Annotated in this window: 18 protein-coding genes; 15 read left to right on the forward strand and 3 right to left on the reverse strand. The window is 38.1% G+C overall.

The window, feature by feature from the left end; translation table 11 throughout:
- Positions 1-154: 154 nt before the first annotated feature.
- Positions 155-1,102, reverse strand: coding sequence for a sugar-binding transcriptional regulator (locus tag JG29_RS07910; protein ID WP_045923445.1), 948 nt, complete (start codon positions 1,100-1,102; stop codon positions 155-157).
- 97 nt (positions 1,103-1,199) lie between these two features.
- Here JG29_RS07910 and deoC point away from each other — a divergent pair, with 97 nt between their 5' ends.
- The 11 genes from deoC to JG29_RS07965 all read left to right on the forward strand — a co-directional run bounded on the left by deoC (position 1,200) and on the right by JG29_RS07965 (position 13,183).
- Positions 1,200-1,865 carry a deoxyribose-phosphate aldolase gene (gene deoC / locus JG29_RS07915; RefSeq protein WP_045923446.1) on the forward strand — a complete coding sequence of 222 codons (666 nt, stop codon included), beginning with the start codon at positions 1,200-1,202 and terminating at the stop codon, positions 1,863-1,865.
- A gap of 22 nt (positions 1,866-1,887) precedes the next feature.
- The gene (locus JG29_RS07920) at positions 1,888-3,078 is read left to right on the forward strand and encodes a phosphopentomutase (protein WP_045923447.1); all 1,191 of its coding nucleotides are present in this window, start codon (positions 1,888-1,890) and stop codon (positions 3,076-3,078) included.
- A gap of 36 nt (positions 3,079-3,114) precedes the next feature.
- The gene (locus tag JG29_RS07925; protein WP_045923448.1) at positions 3,115-4,413 is read left to right on the forward strand and encodes a pyrimidine-nucleoside phosphorylase; all 1,299 of its coding nucleotides are present in this window, start codon (positions 3,115-3,117) and stop codon (positions 4,411-4,413) included.
- Between the two features lie 23 nt (positions 4,414-4,436).
- On the forward strand, positions 4,437-5,150 hold the full coding sequence (deoD, locus tag JG29_RS07930) for a purine-nucleoside phosphorylase (RefSeq protein ID WP_045923449.1): 714 nt from the start codon (positions 4,437-4,439) through the stop codon (positions 5,148-5,150).
- A gap of 17 nt (positions 5,151-5,167) precedes the next feature.
- Positions 5,168-6,373: a NupC/NupG family nucleoside CNT transporter gene (locus JG29_RS07935; RefSeq protein ID WP_045923450.1), complete on the forward strand. Its 1,206-nt coding sequence runs from the start codon at positions 5,168-5,170 to the stop codon at positions 6,371-6,373.
- Between the two features lie 25 nt (positions 6,374-6,398).
- A complete protein-coding gene (locus JG29_RS07940; protein ID WP_045923451.1) occupies positions 6,399-7,703 on the forward strand; it encodes an NCS2 family permease in 1,305 nt (434 codons plus the stop codon).
- Between the two features lie 225 nt (positions 7,704-7,928).
- Positions 7,929-8,648 (forward strand): hypothetical protein, encoded by a 720-nt coding sequence (locus tag JG29_RS07945; protein ID WP_045923452.1) that lies wholly within the window; start codon positions 7,929-7,931, stop codon positions 8,646-8,648.
- A gap of 39 nt (positions 8,649-8,687) precedes the next feature.
- Positions 8,688-9,374, forward strand: a complete 687-nt coding sequence (locus JG29_RS07950) for an ABC transporter ATP-binding protein (protein ID WP_045923453.1) — start codon at positions 8,688-8,690, stop codon at positions 9,372-9,374.
- Positions 9,375-9,444: 70 nt separating this feature from the next.
- Complete coding sequence (locus JG29_RS07955) at positions 9,445-11,064, forward strand: ABC transporter ATP-binding protein (protein WP_232297114.1); 1,620 nt, start codon at positions 9,445-9,447, stop codon at positions 11,062-11,064.
- A gap of 189 nt (positions 11,065-11,253) precedes the next feature.
- Positions 11,254-12,432: a hypothetical protein gene (locus JG29_RS07960; RefSeq protein WP_045923455.1), complete on the forward strand. Its 1,179-nt coding sequence runs from the start codon at positions 11,254-11,256 to the stop codon at positions 12,430-12,432.
- A 1-nt stretch (position 12,433) separates the two neighbouring features.
- Positions 12,434-13,183, forward strand: a complete 750-nt coding sequence (locus tag JG29_RS07965) for a LytR/AlgR family response regulator transcription factor (RefSeq protein ID WP_045923456.1) — start codon at positions 12,434-12,436, stop codon at positions 13,181-13,183.
- Between the two features lie 217 nt (positions 13,184-13,400).
- Here the strand turns inward: JG29_RS07965 and JG29_RS07970 are convergent, their stop codons facing one another.
- Entirely contained in the window at positions 13,401-14,855 is a 1,455-nt protein-coding gene (locus tag JG29_RS07970) for a catalase (protein WP_045923457.1), read from the reverse strand.
- 388 nt (positions 14,856-15,243) lie between these two features.
- On the opposite strand from JG29_RS07970, the gene JG29_RS07975 reads away from it, so the two are divergent.
- From JG29_RS07975 to JG29_RS07990, 4 genes are all read left to right on the forward strand, one after another.
- A complete protein-coding gene (locus JG29_RS07975; RefSeq protein ID WP_045923458.1) occupies positions 15,244-16,839 on the forward strand; it encodes an ABC transporter transmembrane domain-containing protein in 1,596 nt (531 codons plus the stop codon).
- A gap of 128 nt (positions 16,840-16,967) precedes the next feature.
- Positions 16,968-18,512, forward strand: coding sequence for an ATP-binding cassette domain-containing protein (locus tag JG29_RS07980; protein WP_198139906.1), 1,545 nt, complete (start codon positions 16,968-16,970; stop codon positions 18,510-18,512).
- A gap of 582 nt (positions 18,513-19,094) precedes the next feature.
- On the forward strand, positions 19,095-19,859 hold the full coding sequence (locus tag JG29_RS07985) for a hypothetical protein (RefSeq protein WP_045923460.1): 765 nt from the start codon (positions 19,095-19,097) through the stop codon (positions 19,857-19,859).
- Positions 19,860-19,873: 14 nt separating this feature from the next.
- On the forward strand, positions 19,874-20,575 hold the full coding sequence (locus JG29_RS07990) for an ATP-binding cassette domain-containing protein (protein ID WP_045923461.1): 702 nt from the start codon (positions 19,874-19,876) through the stop codon (positions 20,573-20,575).
- Between the two features lie 310 nt (positions 20,576-20,885).
- On the opposite strand, the gene JG29_RS07995 is transcribed toward JG29_RS07990, so the two are convergent.
- Positions 20,886-21,200 carry a hypothetical protein gene (locus tag JG29_RS07995; RefSeq protein WP_045923462.1) on the reverse strand — a complete coding sequence of 105 codons (315 nt, stop codon included), beginning with the start codon at positions 21,198-21,200 and terminating at the stop codon, positions 20,886-20,888.
- Positions 21,201-21,216 lie beyond the last annotated feature (16 nt).

The following is a 21,216-nucleotide window of genomic DNA, read 5'->3' on the forward strand; positions in this document are numbered from 1 at the left end:
AAGTTCGCACTTCTTACCAGCGTCTGGCGCTCTTGCCGGACGCTGTTTTTCTTTTTTTCCTTTATTTCTTTTTTCCTTTCTTTTCCCTTTTTTCAGTTGTTTTTCTTACTTTTCTTGTTGTTTTACTTTTTAGCTTTCTGACTTCTGTCTTGATTTAGGACAGTAACTTTTGCGCCGTTTGGATGTCCGTAATTAGGACATTGGGATATCCTCCCACTAAAGCCGCTTGTATCGCTGGCACTTTCTGCAGGCCTCCCGCCACCAAAATCGAGTACTCCTTCTTTTTTAAAGCTGCTAATTCAATACTAACTGTTCGCTCATTTAATGGTTTATCCGCAATTGTTCCTTTGGCGGTAATAAAACGGGACAACAAATCACCCACGGCTACTTGCTGCAAATGCTTAATCGCCGTTGGTGAAAAATAACCCAAGCGAAACAACATCGCTGAAGGCAAGGTGGTACCGACAGTATAGAGGGCAATATTGGCGGCTTGGCCTTGTTCGAGCACACTTTTAATAAACTGATCCTGTTCGACGAGTTTTTTGGTGGCTACATTATCAAAGATGACCGGCAACGGCAGAATCTGGGCCACGGTTTGAAAGGCTTGGTTAAAGCGGCGGGTAATTTCATAGGCGTAGTTATTTTCCTGGGAATTGACGACGCTGCCTTTTAGTTGGACTAATTGCACCCCTTGAGCCGCACTGGGCTGCAGGCTACGGGCCACAGCTGCCATCGTTTGCCCCCAACTGATGCCGATAATATCATGATGATGCACAATCCGTTCTAAATATTGGGCGGTTTGCTGACCGAGGCTGGCTAAGATATTGGTCGGATTCGCATTCGTTTGACTGGCAATGAGCACTTCTTTGAGCTGATAGTGCTGGCGCAACTGTTGCTGCAACAAGGCCACATTTTGAAAGGGGTCTTGGATTTTAATTTCCACCAAATGCTGCTCTTTGGCAAACTGCAATAAGCGCGACACTGTCGGGCGCGACAACTGCAACTGGCGGGCAATGCTGATTTGACTGACACCATCCAGATAATACAGGCGGCTGACCTGCAAGGCCTGTTTAATTTTTTCGTTCAGGTTATTTTTGGACATCGTTTTGCCTCAATTCTGAAATTTATTTCAAGTCTATTATTTACATATGTTCATTTTAGTGCTATGATCATAAGTATTGTTGAAAGGGGTTTTATTAATGGAATTAACAACAGCCGAGTTAGCACGGTATTTAGATCATACTAATTTAAAACCAGATGCAACTCAAGCAGAGATCGAACAAACTTGTCAAGAAGCTAAGAAATATCAAACGGCTTCTGTCTGTGTGAATGCCCACTGGATCCCACTAGTAAAAGCACAACTAGCGGATTCTCCAGTTAATCCGATTGCTGTAGTCGGCTTTCCTTTAGGAGCTACCAGTACTGCTGCTAAAGTAGCGGAAGCTCAGGATGCGATGAATGCCGGTGCTGAAGAAATTGATATGGTCATCAATATTGGTGAATTGCTCAGTAATAATGATACTTTTGTGCAATCCGATATTGCAGCTGTAAGTGCGGCTGTGCATCAAGAAAATAAGCTGTTGAAAGTCATTATTGAAACATCATTTTTGAATAATGATCAAATCGTTAAGGCTTGCCAATTGGCCGAAGCCGCTCAAGCGGACTATGTCAAAACTTCGACTGGTTTTAGCAGTGCCGGCGCTAAAGTTGAAGATGTTGCCTTAATGCGTAAAACTGTCGGCGATCGTTTAGGTGTCAAAGCTTCCGGTGGTATTCATTCTCGTCAAGAAGCTTTGGACATGATTGCAGCTGGGGCCAGCCGTTTAGGGGTTAGTGCCACAGTTAAAATTTTAGAAGAGAACTAGGCAAGGAGATTAAGAGTTAAAGATGGCAAAATATAAGCGTATTTTTGGAATCGTGATGGATTCTGTCGGTACCGGTTCCGCTCCCGATGCCGACCAATTTGATAATGTGGGTGCTGATACCTTAGGTCATATTGGTGAATTTTACAAGGGAGAATTACATTTGCCGGCCTTACAAAAGTTGGGTATTTCCAATTTGCGGGAACAGGAAATTCTGGGTGTGCCTAAAATTGAGATCCAACAAGGCTATTATAGTAAAATGCAGGAAATTTCTGTAGGTAAAGATAGTATGGATGGCCACTGGGAAATGATGGAATTGCCAGTGAAGCAGCCGTTGAATCATTTTCCTAATGGTTTTCCGGAAGACTTACTCCAAAAGATTTCCGAATTTTCCGGACGCAAGATTGTGGGTAACCGTCCGGAATCCGGTACCAAGATCATCCAAGAATTGGGTGAACACCAAATGGCTACCGGCGATCTCATCATTTATACTTCCGGCGATTCAGTTTTACAAATTGCAGCGCATGAAGATGTAATTCCTGTTAAAGAATTATATCGGATTTGTGAATATGCCCGCAGTTTGGTCAATGGTCCGGAATATGTTATGGGCCGAGTTATTGCTCGTCCTTATGTGGGACCGGATAAAGACCACTTTACCCGGACCGCTAATCGCCATGACTTTTCCTTAAGTCCTACTGGTCCAACAGTTTTAGACCACTTACAAAAGAGCGGTCTGCATACTGTGGGTGTCGGTAAGATTAATGATATTTTCTCTGGTCAGGGAATTGCTGAAGGCTACCATAATGAAAGTAATATGGACGGAATGGATCATGTCGACCACGTTATGCAAGAAGACTTTACCGGTTTTTGCTTTGTGAACTTGGTTGACTTTGATGCCATGTACGGTCATCGTCGTAATCCGGAAGGTTACGGTCAAGCCTTGATGGAATTGGATCAACGTTTGGGTCAAGTAGTAGCCAACATGCGTGATGATGACTTGTTAATGATTACCGCTGATCATGGTAACGATCCTTGTTATAAGGGTAGTGATCATACCCGTGAATACGTACCCCTTTTAGCTTACTCTCCAAGTATGCAGGGTAGCGGTCAATTACCAACACGTCAAACTTTCGCTGATTTTGGAGCTACAATCTTAGACAACTTTGGTGTGGCCGGCAACGGCGTAGGAACCAGCTTTTTGTCTGATTTGCAGTAAGTGTGATTGGAATTAATTAACTGAGGTGATATAACAATGCGAATGTTAGATATCATCGATAAAAAGCGCAATGGCGGCGAGCTAACGGCAACCGAAATTGCCTTTTTTATTGATGGCGTAGTTAACAAAACTATTCCTGATTACCAAATCAGTGCCTTACTAATGGCGATTTATTTTCAGGATATGACAGCCGCCGAACGCAAGACTTTAACCATGAAGATGATGGAATCCGGTGATCGGGTTGATTTATCAGCTGTTCCGGGAATTAAAGTAGATAAGCATTCTACCGGCGGTGTGGGCGATAAGGTTAGTTTGCCGCTGGCAGCAATGGTAGCTGCTGTCGGCATTCCGGTACCGATGATTTCTGGCCGTGGTCTGGGTCATACTGGCGGTACTTTAGATAAACTGGAAGCCATTCCAGGCCTGCAAGTGGAAATTAGTGAACAAGATTTTGTGAAGCAAGTGACCGAACAAGGTTTGGCCATTATTGGTGCTACCGGTGATATTGCTCCGGCAGATAAAAAAATCTACGCTTTGCGGGATGTAACCGATACTGTGGATTCCTTGCCGTTGATTGCCAGTTCCATTATGAGTAAGAAAATTGCTTCCGGAACGGATGCTTTAGTTATTGATGTCAAAACCGGTGCCGGTGCCTTTATGAAAACTCAAGAACAAGCTGCTGCTTTAGCGCGGGCTTTGGTAGATATTGGTCAAAGTGTCGGAATGCAGTGTATTGCTGTTATTACCGATATGAACCAGCCTTTAGGTCATAAGATTGGGAATACTTTAGAAATTGAAGAAGCTATTGACTTGCTGAAAGGTCAAGGACCAGCCGACCTTGAAGAAATCACTTTGACTTTAGGCAGTTATATGGTAGTGCTGGGACAAAAGGCTCCTGATGTAGCCACTGCTAAGAAAATGCTGCAGGAAACTATTACTTCTGGTGCTGCTTTAGAGCGTTTTCGGGCGATGATTGCCGCTCAAGGCGGAGATCCGCGCGTTGTGGATGATTACAGTTTAATGCCACATGCTCAATATCAAATTGAATTTCCTGCCGCAAAGTCCGGTGTCGTTACGCAGATGGCTGCTGATGAAGTCGGAATTGCCAGCATGTTATTAGGCGGCGGCCGGCAACAAGCCAGCGATCAGTTGGACTATGCCGTGGGGATTGATGTCCACAAAAAATTAGGTGACCCTGTCCAAGCTGGCGAGTCCTTATTGACTATTCACAGTAATCAAGCCGATATTAGTGAAGTGCAGGCCTTATTGGCTGCCAATATTACTATTGGCGAGCACGCCCAAGTACCACCCCGAATTTATCAAGTAATTAAATAATAATTAATAAAGGAGTTCGACAAGTGAGTACACATATTGAAGCACAAACCGGAGATATTGCCTCCACCGTTTTATTGCCTGGTGATCCTTTACGGGCCCAATATATTGCAGAAAATTTTTTGGAAAATCCTACCCGTTATAATACCGTGCGTAATGCTTTTGGTTATACCGGTAAGTATCAAGGACAAGATGTTTCAGTGCAGGCTACCGGTATGGGAATTCCTTCGATTTCCATTTATGCTACCGAATTAATCCAAGAATATGGCGTTAAAAAATTACTCCGCGTAGGTACTTGCGGCGGAATGAGTCCTGATATTAAAGTGCGTGACGTCGTTATTGCCCAAAGTGCCACCACTGATTCTTCAATTATTCAAAATACTTTTGGTAGTGGGATCTATTATGCACCTACCGCTGACTTTTCGATGTTAATGGCCGCTTATCAAGCTAGTCAAAAGTTGGATATTCCGGCTAAAGTCGGTAATATTTTGTCCGAAGACCGTTTCTATAATGATGAAATTGATCGGCAAAAATTAATTGATTACGGCATTTTAGGTTCCGAAATGGAAACAGCAGCTTTATATTTATTAGCGGCTAAATATCATGTCCAAGCTTTAGGAGTATTGACTATTAGTAACCATATCATGACCGGGGAAGAAACTACGGCTCAAGAACGGGAAACCTCCTTTAACGATATGATCAAGGTAGCTTTGGAGACAGCTATCAGCACCGAGCAATAGAGGAGGCAGGTGTCAGTATGTATTTAGTAGTTAACCTCATCGGCATTGCCGTCTTTATTGGGATTGCTTTCTTGTTTTCTAAGAATCGGGCGGCTATTAAATGGCGGTCTATCGGGGTGATGGTCGTTATTAATGCCATTTTGGCTTGGTTCTTAACTGATTTTTCTGTCGGCCGCGCTATTGTCAAAGCAGCAGCTGATGGTTTTAATGCCTTAATCGATGTCTCCTATACAGGGATTGCCTTTGCTTTTCCGAGTATGGTTCATGTCAAAAATATGGACTTTGTTATTAGTTCTTTAATGCCGATTTTAATGATTGTCCCGATGTTTGATATTTTAACCTATATCGGGGTTTTACCCTGGATCATTAAATGGGTGGGACACGGTTTAGCCAAAATTACAGGTCAGCCGAAATTTGAATCATTCTTTGCAGTCGAAATGATGTTTTTGGGTAATACCGAATCTCTGGCAGTTTCGAGTTTACAGCTGAAGAAAATGAATAAAGAACGGGATTTGACGTTAGCAATGATGTCCATGTCTTGTGTGACCGCCTCCATTTTGGGTGCTTATACCCAAATGATGCCGGCCCAATTTATTTTAACGGCTATTCCCATTAATATTATTGATGCCATTATTGTGACGAACATCTTAAATCCGATTCAGGTTCCGGAAGCAGAAGATGTGATTGTGACCTTGGAAGATGAGAGCCCCGAAAGTAAACGGGAACCTTTCTTTTCGTTTTTAGGGGATTCCATTTTGAATGCCGGCCGCTTAATTTTGATTATTACTGCGAATGTGGTTGCATTTGTCGCTTTAGCGGCTTTGATTGACAAAATCTTAGCTTGTGTGCATCCTTGGCTGAGTCTCGAGCATGTTTTAGGAATCGTGATGTTTCCTTTTGCTTGGCTGTTAGGACTTAATCCGGGAGATGCTTTCCAGTTGGCCCAATATATGGGTACTAAGATTGTAACTAACGAATTTGTCGTAATGGGACAAATTACCCATACTGTCAAAGATTTATTGCCGCATTATCAAGCAGTTTTAACCGTCTTTTTAACTTCTTTTGCCAACTTCTCTACGATTGGTATGGTCATTGGGGCCTTTAAAGGGATTGTTAATAAAGAAAAGAATGATTACGTTTCAAGTAATGTGGGCTTAATGCTCTTATCGGGAATTTTAGTTTCCTTACTTTCAGCAGGCTTTGTCGGCTTGTTTGTTTGGTAAAGTTTAATGAAGGTGTGAGTAGTAGTTGCAGGCGTTTTTAAGTAAATTTAATAAAGTCAAAAAACTTAATTCTTCTGCGGACCAAGATTTAAAAAAACAAATTTTGGCCGGAGTAACCAGTTTTTTTGCGATTTCCTATATCATTATCGTCAATCCGATGATCTTAAAGGATGCCGGAATACCCTTTAATTTGAGTATTTTCGCGACGATTATGATTTCTGTTGTCGGCTGTTTAATTATGGCCTTGTGGGGCAAGGCCCCGATTATTTTGACTCCGGGAATGGGAGTTAATGCATTTTTCACTTACACCTTAGTGGTTTCGATGAAATTTTCGTGGCAGACTGCTATTGCTGTATCTTTAGTCAGCAGTTTGTTGTATTTAGTGATTGCTTTTTCTTCACTAAGTGATATTTTGGCCCGTAGTATTCCGCCGGTTTTAAAAACCGGGATTACGGTAGGGATTGGGATGTTCTTAGTGGAACTCGGTTTAGAAAAAGCCGGGTTGATTGTGGCCGGACATAACGGGTCCTTGTTGGCCCTGGGTTCTTTAAGATCACCGGCAACGCTGTTAGCGGTGTTTGGCCTGGTTTTAACGATCATTTTATTTTTGTTAAAGGTTCCGGGTGATTTCATTATTGGGATTGCTGTGACTAGTATTGTCGGCTTCTTTTGCCATATTCAAGGTCAAGCCACCAGTGTGCAATTAAGTCAGATTTCGCAATGGGGCAAAATCTTTAATCAAGGCGATTTTCACAATATCGGTCAAGTACAATTCTGGTTGGCAGTCTTTTCGATGACCATGATTTTAGTTTTTGAATCGATGGGATTATTAGAAAGTATTATGCCGGATAAGTCCCGTTTTAAAGCCGGTTTTCAAAGTAGTGCCTTAACGTGCTTTTTGTCGGGAATTTTCGGTACCAGTCCGACCGTAGCGGCGGCTGAAAGTGCTGCCGGAATCGAAAGTGGCGGCAAAAACGGGATTGTAGCCTTAGTAGCAAGTGGCTTATTTGCGGCTTCCTTGTTTTTGGTCGGCTTTCTCAAATATGTTCCCCAAGTAGCTATTGCTCCGGTAATCATTATTACCGGGGCGACGATGATGCAAAACCTGCGTTTTATTAACCTGCAAGACTTTAGTGATTGGTTTCCAGCCTTTTTGATTATTGTCTTAATCCCTTTAACTGGAAGTATTGCGACTGGTTTATCTTTCGGTTTTGTGAGTTATCCTTTAGCTAAAGTGGTCGTGCGCCAAGCACACAAAGTAACTCCTACCATGTGGATTATTAGTGGGATGTTTCTCTTGAATTTAATTTGTACAGCCTTTATTGGCTAAAAAAATAAGAATCAAGCTGTGTTTAGACAGTTTGATTCTTATTTTAGTTACATAAGCTGAAAGTAGTCGCGCCATAAAAATTATCAGCGGCTATTTTTTTATGTTTTCCTAAAGCAAAAATTGGATCACGTCCGGCAACTGGGGAAGAAAAAACTACTGGTGGGGAAAGATCAGTTTATTTTTAAGGTTGAAAGGTTAACAATAAAAAAGGAAAGTGAGGTTTATATGTGGCGCTTAGTCCAACTATATTTTAGACGTGCTGGTTTCAGGAAATTGGTTCTCTATTTATCAGCTCTGTTTCTGGCGGCGACTTTTATTACTAGCATTATTCTCAGTGGCCTGTGGCGGGATAATAAATTAAGCAGCATTCTACCTGCCCAATTTAATAAGACTAGTCCAGCTATTCAAGCCAGTATGGTCTTTTATTATTTTGAGACCTTATTTATGCGAGCCGGAATTATCTTATTAGAAGGTTTTTTAAGTTATCAAATAATTGCCCGCGCTTTTGAAGATCGGACAATTGCTCAACTGCTTACTTATCCTATTTCTAGAACTAAAGTTTATTTAGGTATGTTATTTGCCATTTTTCTGATTTCAGGACTCGTCTTATTGATACTGCATTTGTTAGTAATAATTATATTTTATCTAATGCTTAAAAATTTCCGGTTATTAAACTTGGACACTTTCTTGTTCAAAGATTTGGTTTTGGATCTGGGCTTTATTTTGGCGGGTTTATTGTCCGGTGTAGTGGCCATGTTCAAAAACAAAGTCGGCTACATTATCGGCAATGCTATTTTTCTGTGTGTTATTTTGGGCAACGCCACTGTTTCTACCTATAAAAATCAAAATAATAATTATTTGTTCTGGGCTTTGCTAATAATAGCACTGATTACTCTCAGCGGCAGTTTTTTGGCGCTCAAAAAGTTTAATCATCTGAATATTTAACAGCTGAGCTGCTCAGCTGAAAAAATGGGAGGATTGATCGTGCAATCAAATCATATTATTTTAAAAATTTGTCATCTGTCGCAATCTCTAAATAATAATCTGATTTTAAAGGATGTTAATCTGAATTTTCAAAGCAGTAAAATTTATGGATTAGTCGGGACTAATGGTTCCGGAAAAACGACCTTAATGAAAAGTATTTTAGGACTTAATTATGTGGATAGCGGCCAGATCATTTTTAAGGAGATCAATATTGAAAATGGCCAGCATGAAATTCAAAGAGCCCAGATAGGAAGTTTAATTGAAGAACCGCTTTTTCCAAATAACTATACTGTGCAGCAAGTATTAGCTGAACAACAAGCGTTGCTGAAGGTCAAAGTTACTAGAAATTATTTAGATAAGCTGCTGTTGTTACTGGGATTAAATCGAAAATTAGAAACAAAAGTAAAAAATTTATCTCTGGGTTGGCGAAAAAAACTGGGAATTCTGCGCGCAATTTGTAATTTCCCGCAATTATTACTCTTAGATGAACCCTTTAATGGATTAGATCGCTTATCCGTTCACCAAGTTGAAGAGATATTAACATTTTTAGCGCAACAAAATACCTGTATAGTTATTGCCAGCCACCTCATTCAACAATTACAAGAGCTGGGGGCTGAATTGTATTGGGTAAAAAATCAGCAAATCACACTTCTTAGAAGAGCAGATAAGCGTCTGGCAGACTATTAATTTAAAACATTTCAATAAAGGAAGACGAAATTTGCCAACTACAGCCAAATCCCTGATAAAAATAAACTTTTTGTTCATCTTAACTTTTTTTATTAATATCATAGCGCCTCTTAGTAATGTAGCCTTTGCTTTAACAATTAAATTATTAATAGATGATGGTGTCAGTAAAAATATTACCGGTCTTTATTATCATTTAGGGGTAAGTATAGTAATAGTTATTTGCTTTGTTTGTCTTAATTATTTAGCCAAATTTTTAACTAATCTTTATTCAGCAAAAAGAATTACGGCATCTCGGTTATTTTTAATGCAAAAGATTTTAGAAATGAGTTATGCAGCCTTTAGTCGTCAAAATACTAGTGATTACCAACATTTGTTACTAAACGAAACGCAGCAATTGGGAGATGATTACCTGAAAGGTTTTTTTCAAATAGCTCGTAATTTGATGTTAATCAGCGCTTCTTTAGGAGCCATGTTTTATAGCGAATTTTGGTTGGCTTTACTGATATTGATCGCTACTGCATTGCCCCTCGGGTTGAGTGGAATTTCCGCTAAAAAAAGTGAAAAACTCAAAAACCAGGCACTACTTCAAGAAAAAAGCTATGTTAATAAGATTAAAGAGATCATCAGTGGTTATGTCACAATCAAAAATTATCAAGTAGAAAATTATATAAGTACTATGTACCAAAAATATTTAAATAGTTATGCAAAATCGCAGTTACGTTTGCGGGGTAATGAAGCGCTCACGGCTACGGTTTCCGAATTATCCGGCTTGGTGGTCTTTTTGGTCGCCTTTGGCGGGGGGATGATATTAACGGTCCAAGGATATACGACGATTGGCAGTGTGACTGCCATTGTGCAGTTGGTTAACTTTGTCGTCCTGCCCATCAATGATTTGGGGTTACTAATCTCACGTTTTCAGAGTTCCAAACAGCTCTTAGCGCCCACAATTCATCAGCCACTAATTGCTCGTCAACCTGATTTAAAGAACAAACGAGGGACCTTAAAAAAGGAAATTAAATTTGAGCAGGTAGATTTTAAGTATGCTCCCAACAGTGCCAGGGTCTTGAAGGATCTGTCCGTAAACTTTATTATTGGGAAAAAATACGCAATTACCGGGAAATCCGGCAGTGGTAAAACTACTATTTTCAAGCTGTTATTACAATTATTTCAACCAGATCAGGGCCGAATTGTGATTGATCAGGATAATTTGCAGGATTTATCTTCTGCCTGGTGGTATTCCCAGTTGGCGATAATTCCTCAAGAAGTATTTATCTTTAATGATACTCTCAAAAATAATGTCACTCTGGGCCGTGATTTTTCGGATGCGGCAGTTCTTAGTGCACTGCAACAGGCGGGATTAACTGATTTTTTAGCGACCATACAAAATAATTTGGCTTATTCTTGTGGAGAGAATGGCAAGAATTTGTCCGGGGGACAAAAGCAGCGGCTGTCGATAGCTAGAGCATTTTTAAAGGCAAAGCCAGTTGTGTTATTTGATGAAGCTACTTCGGCTCTGGATGAGAAAACCGGGAATGATATTGAAAATACTTTATTACAAAAACAGGAGCTCACAGTCATTGCAATTACCCATAAAACTAATATTTCTGGCTTGTATGATCAAATATTTAAAATGGACCAGGGAAAGTTAATAACTGTTTCTGCACCCTCATTGGAGAACCGCTTGCTTTGAGGAGTCTCTAATTTTAAAATCAAAAATAAAGATCATCTCACAGTCAGGGGAAGTTTCCAGAAAAATGGGAGTTGGAATGATGTTAGTAATATTGGTGGCGGGCGTACAATTTTTAATTTTGCAGTTGTTTAATTTTGTAGTCATAAAAAATGAGCTGGCTAGAAATAAAAGAATATATTATTTTTTTTTATGCTCCTGATAACACCGCTTGGGGCTTGGCTGTCCTCGATTTCTTCGGTAGTCAGTGGTTTATTATTTACCTTTGTTTTAATTCTAGTGAATTATTACGGCAGTCAATCCCATGCTCTGGTAACTTTATATCCTTTATTGTGTTTAGTAATGAGTTTGGCAGTTTTTTTAATTTTAGACAGTTTGGTAATATTTCTTGATATAGCGCCCTTACTGAACTCTGCGCTTTATATTATTTCATTTTTGGTAGGTGGTATTGGTTCCTGGGGACTGCAGAATTTCTTACTGAGCCAATTTTCGGATATAATTTTTCAAAAGAAAATAAGTCGGTTTTTTCTAATTAATTTTTTAGTTATCATTTTCATCTTAATTCTCTCTACTTTTGAGGTGAATTTAGCGCACTATCTTCAGGTGGATAAATTAGTCATAGAAAGTATCTTTCTTGTTATCTTGATTGTTTTTATTTTATTATTGGTTATTTATTTTTTATATAATGCCCAAAAAATTAGAGATGCTAATTTGGAACAGCAGCTTCGCCACTTGGAAGATTATTCGAAAGTCTTAGAAAAGAATTTTAATGAATTAAGTAAGTTCAAACATGATTATATTAACGTTATTTCTTCTTCACTGCTCTTTATAAAAAATAAAGACTTCACCGGTATGCAAGCTTATTATAAAGAAGCACTGCAGCTTTTGGATGCTTCCTTTACCTATGAGGATTTACGAATTAGTGATTTACAGAATATTAGTCCCAGATCTGTTAAAGGCTTTTTAGCTTATCAGTTGCTCTCTTCTTACCAAAAAAACATAAATATTCATTTTGAATGTTTGGAGCCCATTCAAATAAAAAAAGATGATACCATGTTGATAATTGCGATGATAGAAATAATTTTACAAACGGCAAGTACCTATGTATGTCAACATAAGGGTCGGCTTGATTTTTTAATTACAAAGGCAAATAATGATATATCTTTTGTAGTCCGCTATTCACTTCGCCCAGCTGATGCCCGACCACCAAAAATACATGATATTTTTGCGTACACGCTTTCTCAACATTCGACCTATGATACTAAAAATTTAAAAGAACTTATTACGGCTTCTCAAGATATAGAATTACTAAGTAGTTATAAGGACGGCTTTTTGGTTCAAGAAATTCTTATTAATAATGGGGAATCATAGGATGGATATTTTAATTTGTGAAGATAACATTGAACAATTATATGAATTACAACGTATAATTAAAGAAATTGCCCAAAAGAGCGTTTTTAATATCAGAATCTATCTGGCCACAACTAAAGCCAATGAGTTTTTTCAAGTTTTACAAAAGAAATGTTATCAACCAGGTGCTTTATTTATTTTAGATATAGTTTTAGGTCCCAAACAGCCCACAGGGTTGCAATTAGCGCAAATGATCAGAAAAAATGATGCTTGGTCTTCAATCGTATTCTTTACAACATATTCAGAAATGGCCTACTTGACTTTTGACTATCAGCTAGACGCCCTGGATTATATATTGAAAGATGAAGTTGCCGGATATAAGCGGAAAATCTCTGACTGTATTCAAAAAGCTTATTTAAGGCAGAACCATACACCTGATGCGCACTTAGAGGAATATCAAACTCTGCCTTTGAAAATCGGTTCGAAATTATTACGGATTCGCGAGGCTGACTTTATTTATGCACAAACTTCTCTCAATAAACATCGGATTATGATTGTGACTGTTAACCAACAATTGGAGATTTATGGATCACTAGCTAAATTACTGCTTCTATCGGATAATTTTTGTCGCTGTCACAAGTCATATATTATTAATAAAAATAAAGTTAAAATTTTGGATTTACATAATATGGAATTAGTTCTGGTGGATAATATTAAATGCCCCGTTTCACGAAAATACCTTAAAAAAATCAAAAAGGAATTGGGATATTAGAATTAATAGTCGAATATTGGAAAGCTGTCAATCTTGCCAAACGCTGCTACTAAATTATTTTTAGAGATAATAATTAAGAAGAAAATTATTATATTTTAAGATTGTGAGGCTAAAAAAATAAGAATCAAGCTGTGTTTAGACAGTTTGATTCTTATTTTAGTTACATAGTTTTATCTGCGCAGATAGAGTAAGCTGATTGCTCTTAAAATTGATAATATTAATGCTTGATGATCTCTTCCATCTTCAAGCCTAAAGCTTGTGCCACTCTTTGGCCATATTCATGGTCAGCTTGATAAAATTGCCGGGTTTCTAAAATCTTAATTTCTGGTTTGGTAACCGATCCCAGCATGTTTTTAATCGTTGCAATCAAACGTTCTTGTTCCTCCGGTTTCATGACGCGATATAAACGCCCCGCGGCAGAATAATAATCTTGATCATAGGGGAGGTAATTACCCGTTTTTCCTTGGACAGAATCTCCCTGAATTTGAGCAGAATTATCTTCTTTTGGACCTTGAAAACTGTTCGGTTCATAGTTAACGGTATTATCCTGGTTTTGGGCCATAAAGCCGTCACGTTCGTAGTTGTGAACTGGGTTTAAAGGCTGATTAATCGGTAATTGATCAAAGTTGACTCCTAGACGATATCTGGCAGCATCTTTATAACTAAATAAACGTCCCTGTAAAAGTTTGTCGAGTGAAGGTTCAATACCAGGTACCATATTGGCCGGGGAGAAAGCAATTTCTTCCACTTCATCAAAGTAATTTTTGGGATTTTCATTTAAAGTAAATTCACCAATTTCAATTAAGGGATAATCATGATGAGAAATGACTTTAGTAACATCAAAAATATCATATTTATAATTAAAGCCTGCTTCATAAGGTACTATTTGGACACAAACTTTCCAGCTGGGGAAATGACCTTTAGCAATTGCATCATAAAGTTCGTGTAATAAGTAATCCGGATCTTTAGCAGCAATTTGCGCGGCTGTTTGATCAGTCATATTTTTTACGCCTTGCTGACTAATAAAATGGTATTTAACCCAATATTGTTCTCCTTGTTCATTGACCCATTTGAAAGTATGGCTGCCGTAACCATTCATATTTTGATAGCTGGCAGGATTACCCCGATCGCCCATGAGATAAGTTACCTGATGGACTGATTCCGGCGAATGTGACCAGAAATCCCACTGCATTTCATTACTGCGCAGATGAGTTTGAGGATCACGTTTCTGAGAATGAATAAAATCGGGGAATTTTAAAGGATCATTAATAAAAAATACCGGCGTATTATTACCTACGATATCATAATTGCCCGCCTGTGTATAAAAGCGGAGGGCAAAACCCCGCACATCACGAATAGTATCTGGATAACCGGCTTCTCCGGCAACTTGAGAAAATCTAATAAAAATAGGGGTCTGTTTGTTGTGACCGGTAAATAGATTGGCCTTAGTATATTTACTCATATCTTGATGCAGCGTAAACACACCCCGAGCTCCTGCACCTTTAGCGTGGACTACTCGTTCAGGAATTCTTTCCCGATCAAAATGAGCCAATTTTTCTAATAACTGATAATCTTGGATTAAAACTGGGCCCCGTTCACCCGCGGTTTGACTGTGGTTATTATTAGCCCACGCTTGACCAGCACTAGTAGTTAGTTTCTCCTGCTTCTTCATTGTTACCTCTCCTCTTGAAGTTGTGATTTGAATACTGGCTTCAACCTTATCCTAACATTTGTATTTTAAATATTGAATTATTTGTAATTGGCTGTGTAAAAGCAGAGAAAGTCTTGCGACAGTAATTTTTTATAGGGCTGGCCAAATAACGGGAATTGGCGGTTGAGTGAAAAATGCTGCTGGTCACTAAGACAAAGATCTCTAAAAGGCCTATTTCCAGAAAAAGTTGATCATGCTAAAGTAGTTAATAAAATTTAAACCATTTTTAAAATAGGTAATAATTAAGCCAAAATTTCACAAATTCAAGGCTAATTTATTGGAACTTGACAGTTAAGAACACTGCTAAATGATGAGAAAGGTTTTTTGAAAATAGTAGGGGGTGAAAAACATGCGCTCACGCAAGAAAATATTGACAATTGCTATAATTACAGTTGCCAGTGTTATTGTAGCCGGACTTACTGTGCAAATACCCAAGTTGATGGGGCAATTGACAGATGCCTTTTTGCATAATAAGCAGGTTGAATATTTTTTTATGATATTATTGGTTTTTTTAGTTGTAACCAAAGTATTGGCGTTAATGAGTGAGTATTTAACGGAAAGAATTGGCTGTCAATATGCCCAGAAAATCCGACAGCTTTTAATAGAGAAGTATTTTACGATTAATTATGACGACAACTTGAAGTATAAGAATGGTGAATATCGACAATTATTTACCAATGATATTAATAACTTGCAATTGCTTTTTTCCCAGACTTTGCCCACTTGTGTTCAGCAAGTGACAATGTTTTTTGGCGCAATTTATCTTCTGTTGGGTATTAATCACTGGCTGTTGCTCTGCGTTTTGTTTACCACCATTATTTATATTTTTCCGTTTAAATTCTTCGGCACCAAACAGCAACGATCAATTAGAAAATTGCGAAAAACACAGGCGGCTTTACAAGGACTTGTTGCTAATAGCAGTGATAATAAAACCGAAATCTACCAGTACGATAATATTAATTTCTTTTCTCAAATCTATCACAGATTACAACAAAAATGGGGTCAGGCTTTTTTACAAATAGATGTTTCTAAAAATTTATTCAAGACCTTTCCCCGGACTTTAGATGCTCTGGCACCGGCTCTAGCCTTATTAGTCGGGGGAGTTATGATTATACGGCAGCAAATTTCACTGGGACAATTGGTAAGCGTTATGGGATTAATTACTTACATAAATGCACCTTTTAAAGCCTTTTTCTCCATCTTAGTTGATATTCAACAAGCTTTAGTTTCGAAAAGATCAATTGAAGCCTATTTAAATTCTGCAGATGTAGCTACAGGAGTTAAAGAAATAAGTAAAATCACAGAAATCACTATTTTTTATGATTCGCAACTCGTTGTACAGGCCTTACCGGGGATGCATATTTATTTGTTGGGGAAAACAGGATCAGGCAAAACCACTTTTTTGCGGGGATTATGTGCGGAGCAGGTGTACTCCAAATATCAATATGTCTTCAATAATTGCTTATCGACCCAAATCAAAAATGAAGCGTTAAAAAAACAACTTGCTCTGGTAGCCCAACAAACGGTAATTATTTTAGGAACTATTCGTGAGAATATCTTTTTTAATAATGCTTCACAACTCTCACGGCCGGAAACCTTGTTTGTAAACCAGTGGGCCCAAAGATTTCCGGCCGGATTAAATACGCAGGTCGGTCCTGGTGCCTATCAATTATCAGGCGGAGAACGACAGGTTATCTGTCTTTTTCGCGCCTTAGCGCAAGCAACGCCCGTTTTGGTACTAGATGAAATTACGGCTTCCTTAGATCCTGAAACAACCAAACAAATAAGATCCTTGATTAATACACATCAAGAAGTAATTATTTTTGAAGCATTACACAGGACGGAAGAATTAAGTTTAGATGATAAAGTTATCTTTTTTCCAGGACTTGATGATCCGCCCCTTGTTGGCAAGTATGAAAGCATTGCTCAGGAGATGGATAAGTGATGAGGAACAAGTCTAATTTTTATAAGGTGCTGTGGCATGGAAATCACAGGCGCAAGCTTTTTATTGGGTTAATAACGATTACCCGATCGCTTATTTTATTATTGCCCCCGCTGCTAACGAAGGCAGCTTTGAGTAATCTCATTCCCCGTAAAAGAGAAGCAGAATTACTTGTCATTACTCTTTTCTTAATTATCATTCCCGTGATAACCTGCGGTCTAATTATTGTAGATTTATATCTTTCTGCTTTCGTTATTCAAAATAGTCAGGCCTTTAGAAAGCAGAGCTACACCCAATATCTAAAATGTTTTGCCCTTCATTTAAATAAAGAGGAAGTAATCCATCGCTTATTAAATGAAACGGAGCAGGTGACAGGAATGATTTTTCGTGGGATTGGCAATTTTTTGTGGCTCAGTACCACGATTATACTGGGTTTTGTCTTTATTTTATTTTTAAATCTAAGAATTGGCTTGGTTTTGTTGCTGGTTAACTTATTTGAGTATATCCTTGTTTATCTTCAGTCATGGCGTTTGGAAACCAGTAATCGCCGCTATTTAGCACAGGAATCTCAGTGGAATCAAATCAGCGATACTGCTTTTGGAGGGGTTAATAGTATTCGGAATAACTCCAATTTTGCGCAATTTATTAAGCATACTTGGCGGCAGCAGGCGACTAATTTATTAAAAAGTCAATTACTGATAAATAAACAAACGATTTTTTTAAATTGGCTTCAAGAAATGGCAGAGGTAATCTGTACTGTAACCATTTTTCTAGGATTAGTTAGCTATGGTAATTCGGGAAATCGGGTAAATCTTGTGGCCAATCTTGTGGCTATTTATCAAATTTACCAATGGATTGTGCCGGCGATGACGGTTCTAGTCTCACAAATAATTGCTTTTCAAAAAAATACCCCCGCAGTGCAGCGCATTGATGAACTAAGCCAAACCTTAAGTAGGGCTTGTTCTTTTGAAGGCAAAGGCCATCTTACTAATCTGTTTCCTATTATTATCAAGGCTGACTCTCAACTTATTAATGGTTCAAGGCTCAAAGAAAAAGTAGTTATTAACTCCGGAGACAGAATTCTGATCAGTGGTCCGACTGGTGTCGGTAAATCTTCTCTAATTAACACAGCCCTATTGTATCCGGTAGATAAGAAAGACTACCTGCAAAGAGCAAAAATTGTTACTTTTAACCAGTGTCATTTTCAAGACATTTCGCGAAAAAATTGGTCCCATTTATGTGTAATAGTTCCACAAACTATTAAACTCTATGAAATGACGTTATTAGATAATATTTGTTTAGGGGCAAAAAACACAGACAAAGGACAAGTAAAAGAGATTTTAACAATTCTACACTTTTCACCTGATCTCAAAAAGCGTCTGGCAGAAGTGATCCATCCCGATGGCAAAGGATTATCCGGTGGTCAGATACAACTGATTGGCCTCGCCCGGGCCTTAATTAGGCAACCACAATTACTGGTCTTGGATGAAAGTACCAGTGCGTTGGATTATAAACTCGAACGCGAAATTTTTACTAATATTATGAAAAAATTTCCTCAGCTGACTTTGCTGTTTATCTCCCATAGAAGTTATCCGAAAACACAATTATTCACTAGGCGAGTAGTTCTTTCTGCACAAAAAAAGCAGTTGTTGTGGCATGAACAACCGCTAAAATAAAAAGGCTGCATCTCAAATAAGATGTTGATTGTAAAAGGAGTTTTCCAAGACTTGTATTTTTTCAGTTAATCAATTAGAGAGCACCTGATTAGAAAATTATCAGAAAAATACTGACAAACAATTCTTTTATAGAAGCATCTTTATCAATCCAGCTTTATAAAAAAGGGAAATGATGATTGACTTTTAATGTTACTTTAATATATACTTTGTACATTCTTACTGACGAAGACTGTGAGGCTAAAGAAGCCGTTGTTATTTGGATGAAAAAATAATTTTTTGCAGCATTCCAATGGCAGTTTCGATTCCGGATAAAAGTAATCAATACAAGAAAAGTTCAAGGCCACATGTTGTCTCAGCATGCGGCCTTAGTTATAAGTCAGATCTTTTTATTAAAAATTCCAATGTCCCAATATTGTAGGAGAAAGCTATGAGCACTCCTTCAAGCAATAGCTGCTGCTAGGCGATATTTATTGTATTTCAAGTGGAGGCTGTGATCTCCAGAAATAAGAATCATCCAGCAGCCAGCGGGGGTCGAACTTTTAAAATTGGCGTGTTGTTTTAGTTGTGTGAGGTGGATAGACGATGAAAATAATCTACAACTATGTCAAAACCTTCAACAAAATTATTTGGTCGGAAAAAATTCCTTTAATATATACTTTGGTTTTGCCGGCCGTATTTTATCTTTTTTCTAATTTTCATTATCTGGCTCTGGGAAAAGTGCCGCTGTCGAAACTGTTATTATCTACCAGCAATTATTTTGCCTATATGATAGTTTCGGTAGCCATCAATGGCGTTGGCTTGCAAATTATTAATTTTAGAGAAAGTGGTTTTTTAAAAACTTTGACGATGATTTCCGGAGGAGAACGGAAGTTTCCGCTCTATGGGATCTTAATTAGTGAGCTTGTCTTTGGCTATTTTTGTATCCTGCTTTTTGGATTGTTGATTTCTTTTTTTAACATTAAAAGTATTATTCCAATTGTTTTTATCTATACCTTGATTTATTTAATTGCTGCTGTGCCGGTAATGCTGGTTAGTATAGTACTGGATATTTTTCCTTTACGCCTTAATACCAGTAGTGTACTGGCTAACTTGGGACTTTTTTTGATGATTTGGCTATCAGCCGTGAGAAGAGATACAGGTTCGTTTCTAGGAGAACTGCTTTTCGGAATTAATCCTGCAGATTATGTTACCCAAGTGGCTTCTGTAGTTATTAATCTTTTTCAATATCAGCGCTTGGTTAATATGTATCAACTATTAGCGGTGTTATCTTTATTTGTTATATATTGCCTTGTAGGTTATTGGGCCGGTTCCAGAATAAAAATAAATTCTTTATTAATGAGAAATTAAGGGTGGTAGGTAATATGAAAATTATTTTAAATAATGTTTCATTTAGCTACAATAAGCATTCAGTTTTAAAAAATTGTGACGATGAGTTTATCTCTGGCAAAATTAATTACCTGCTTGGTTACAATGGCGCTGGAAAAAGCACTTTGTTTGATTTGATTAGTGGTATTCAAAAAGTTGACACCGGCAAAATTACCGGAAATACACAAACCAAAGCGATTCTTTATCAAACCCAAAATCCGGTCTTTTTTGGTTCTTTAAAAGGAAGGGATTTACAAGAGTTTATTTTTGGCGTTTCAGACGGGCATAAAGAAATTACTATCGCAGAATTGAGTCCGCGATTTAAAAGCCTCTACCACGATTTAATGCCACGCAAATTAGGGGATATGTCAGCTGGGGAAAAAAGATGGCTGCTAATTTTTTTAGAAAGCTATCTTAATAAGAAGATATTTTTACTTGATGAACCGACTAGTGGCGTGGACCCGGTATCTACTCAACAAATTAATCGTCAATTATTACAAATGGCCCAAGATCCACAAAAATTGCTGATTGTTACTACCCATGACTTGCACCATATTGTGGACGTTAATTGTTATATTCATTTACTTCATAATAAGAAAATAAAAAGATTCGACTCTTACGCAGCTTTTGTCAAGCCCTCGGCTAAACTAGATCCGGAAGAAGCCTTTGCTCTGTGGACGGGCAATGATCCAATCTAAAAGCCCGGCACTAGTGGCTAAGGATCAAATTATCAAATCAAGCTGATTGCTGCTTTATTTGCGCAATTAAAAAGCGACTTCCAAAAAAACGGGGTTAAAATTGTGGCCGGAACAGTAATGCGCAATGGTGCCGAGGGAAAAATCTATTCTTTGTATGTGCGTGATCCCGATCAAAATTTAGTGGAAATTGCTAACTATTAGCCGGACGCCGCTGGAAAATTGATGAGCAGCAGACAGTAGTTTATTTAAGGATTAAAAAAGCCAATTCCTAAGAAGTTAGCCTGTAAGTAACAATTAATAAATTATTTAATTAAGAATTTTTCTGTAAAATTAAAGCCCGAGTATCATTATAGCCTTTAATAAAAGCTGCTATTTCATTCAGTCGTCCTTGAAACAACCGATTAAGCCAACTGATAAGCGTTTGTGGATATAAATGAAATTTGTGGTGATTTTGGTAATCAGTATAGGCTTGTTGACAACCTAAATTATAATCACTGCTCTGTGTCTTGGTGGAGCAATTCTGGGTGACAGCAGTGGGTGAATGCGAAAAATTGTAGTTTTGATTATAGCGGCCATTTTCGTAATTTTTTTTGATGTAATCATGTAATAAATGCCACCAGTTCATAATCATCATCTCCTGT

It is taken from the genome of Bombilactobacillus mellis, assembly GCF_000967245.1.
In the GTDB taxonomy this organism is placed as follows: domain Bacteria; phylum Bacillota; class Bacilli; order Lactobacillales; family Lactobacillaceae; genus Bombilactobacillus; species Bombilactobacillus mellis.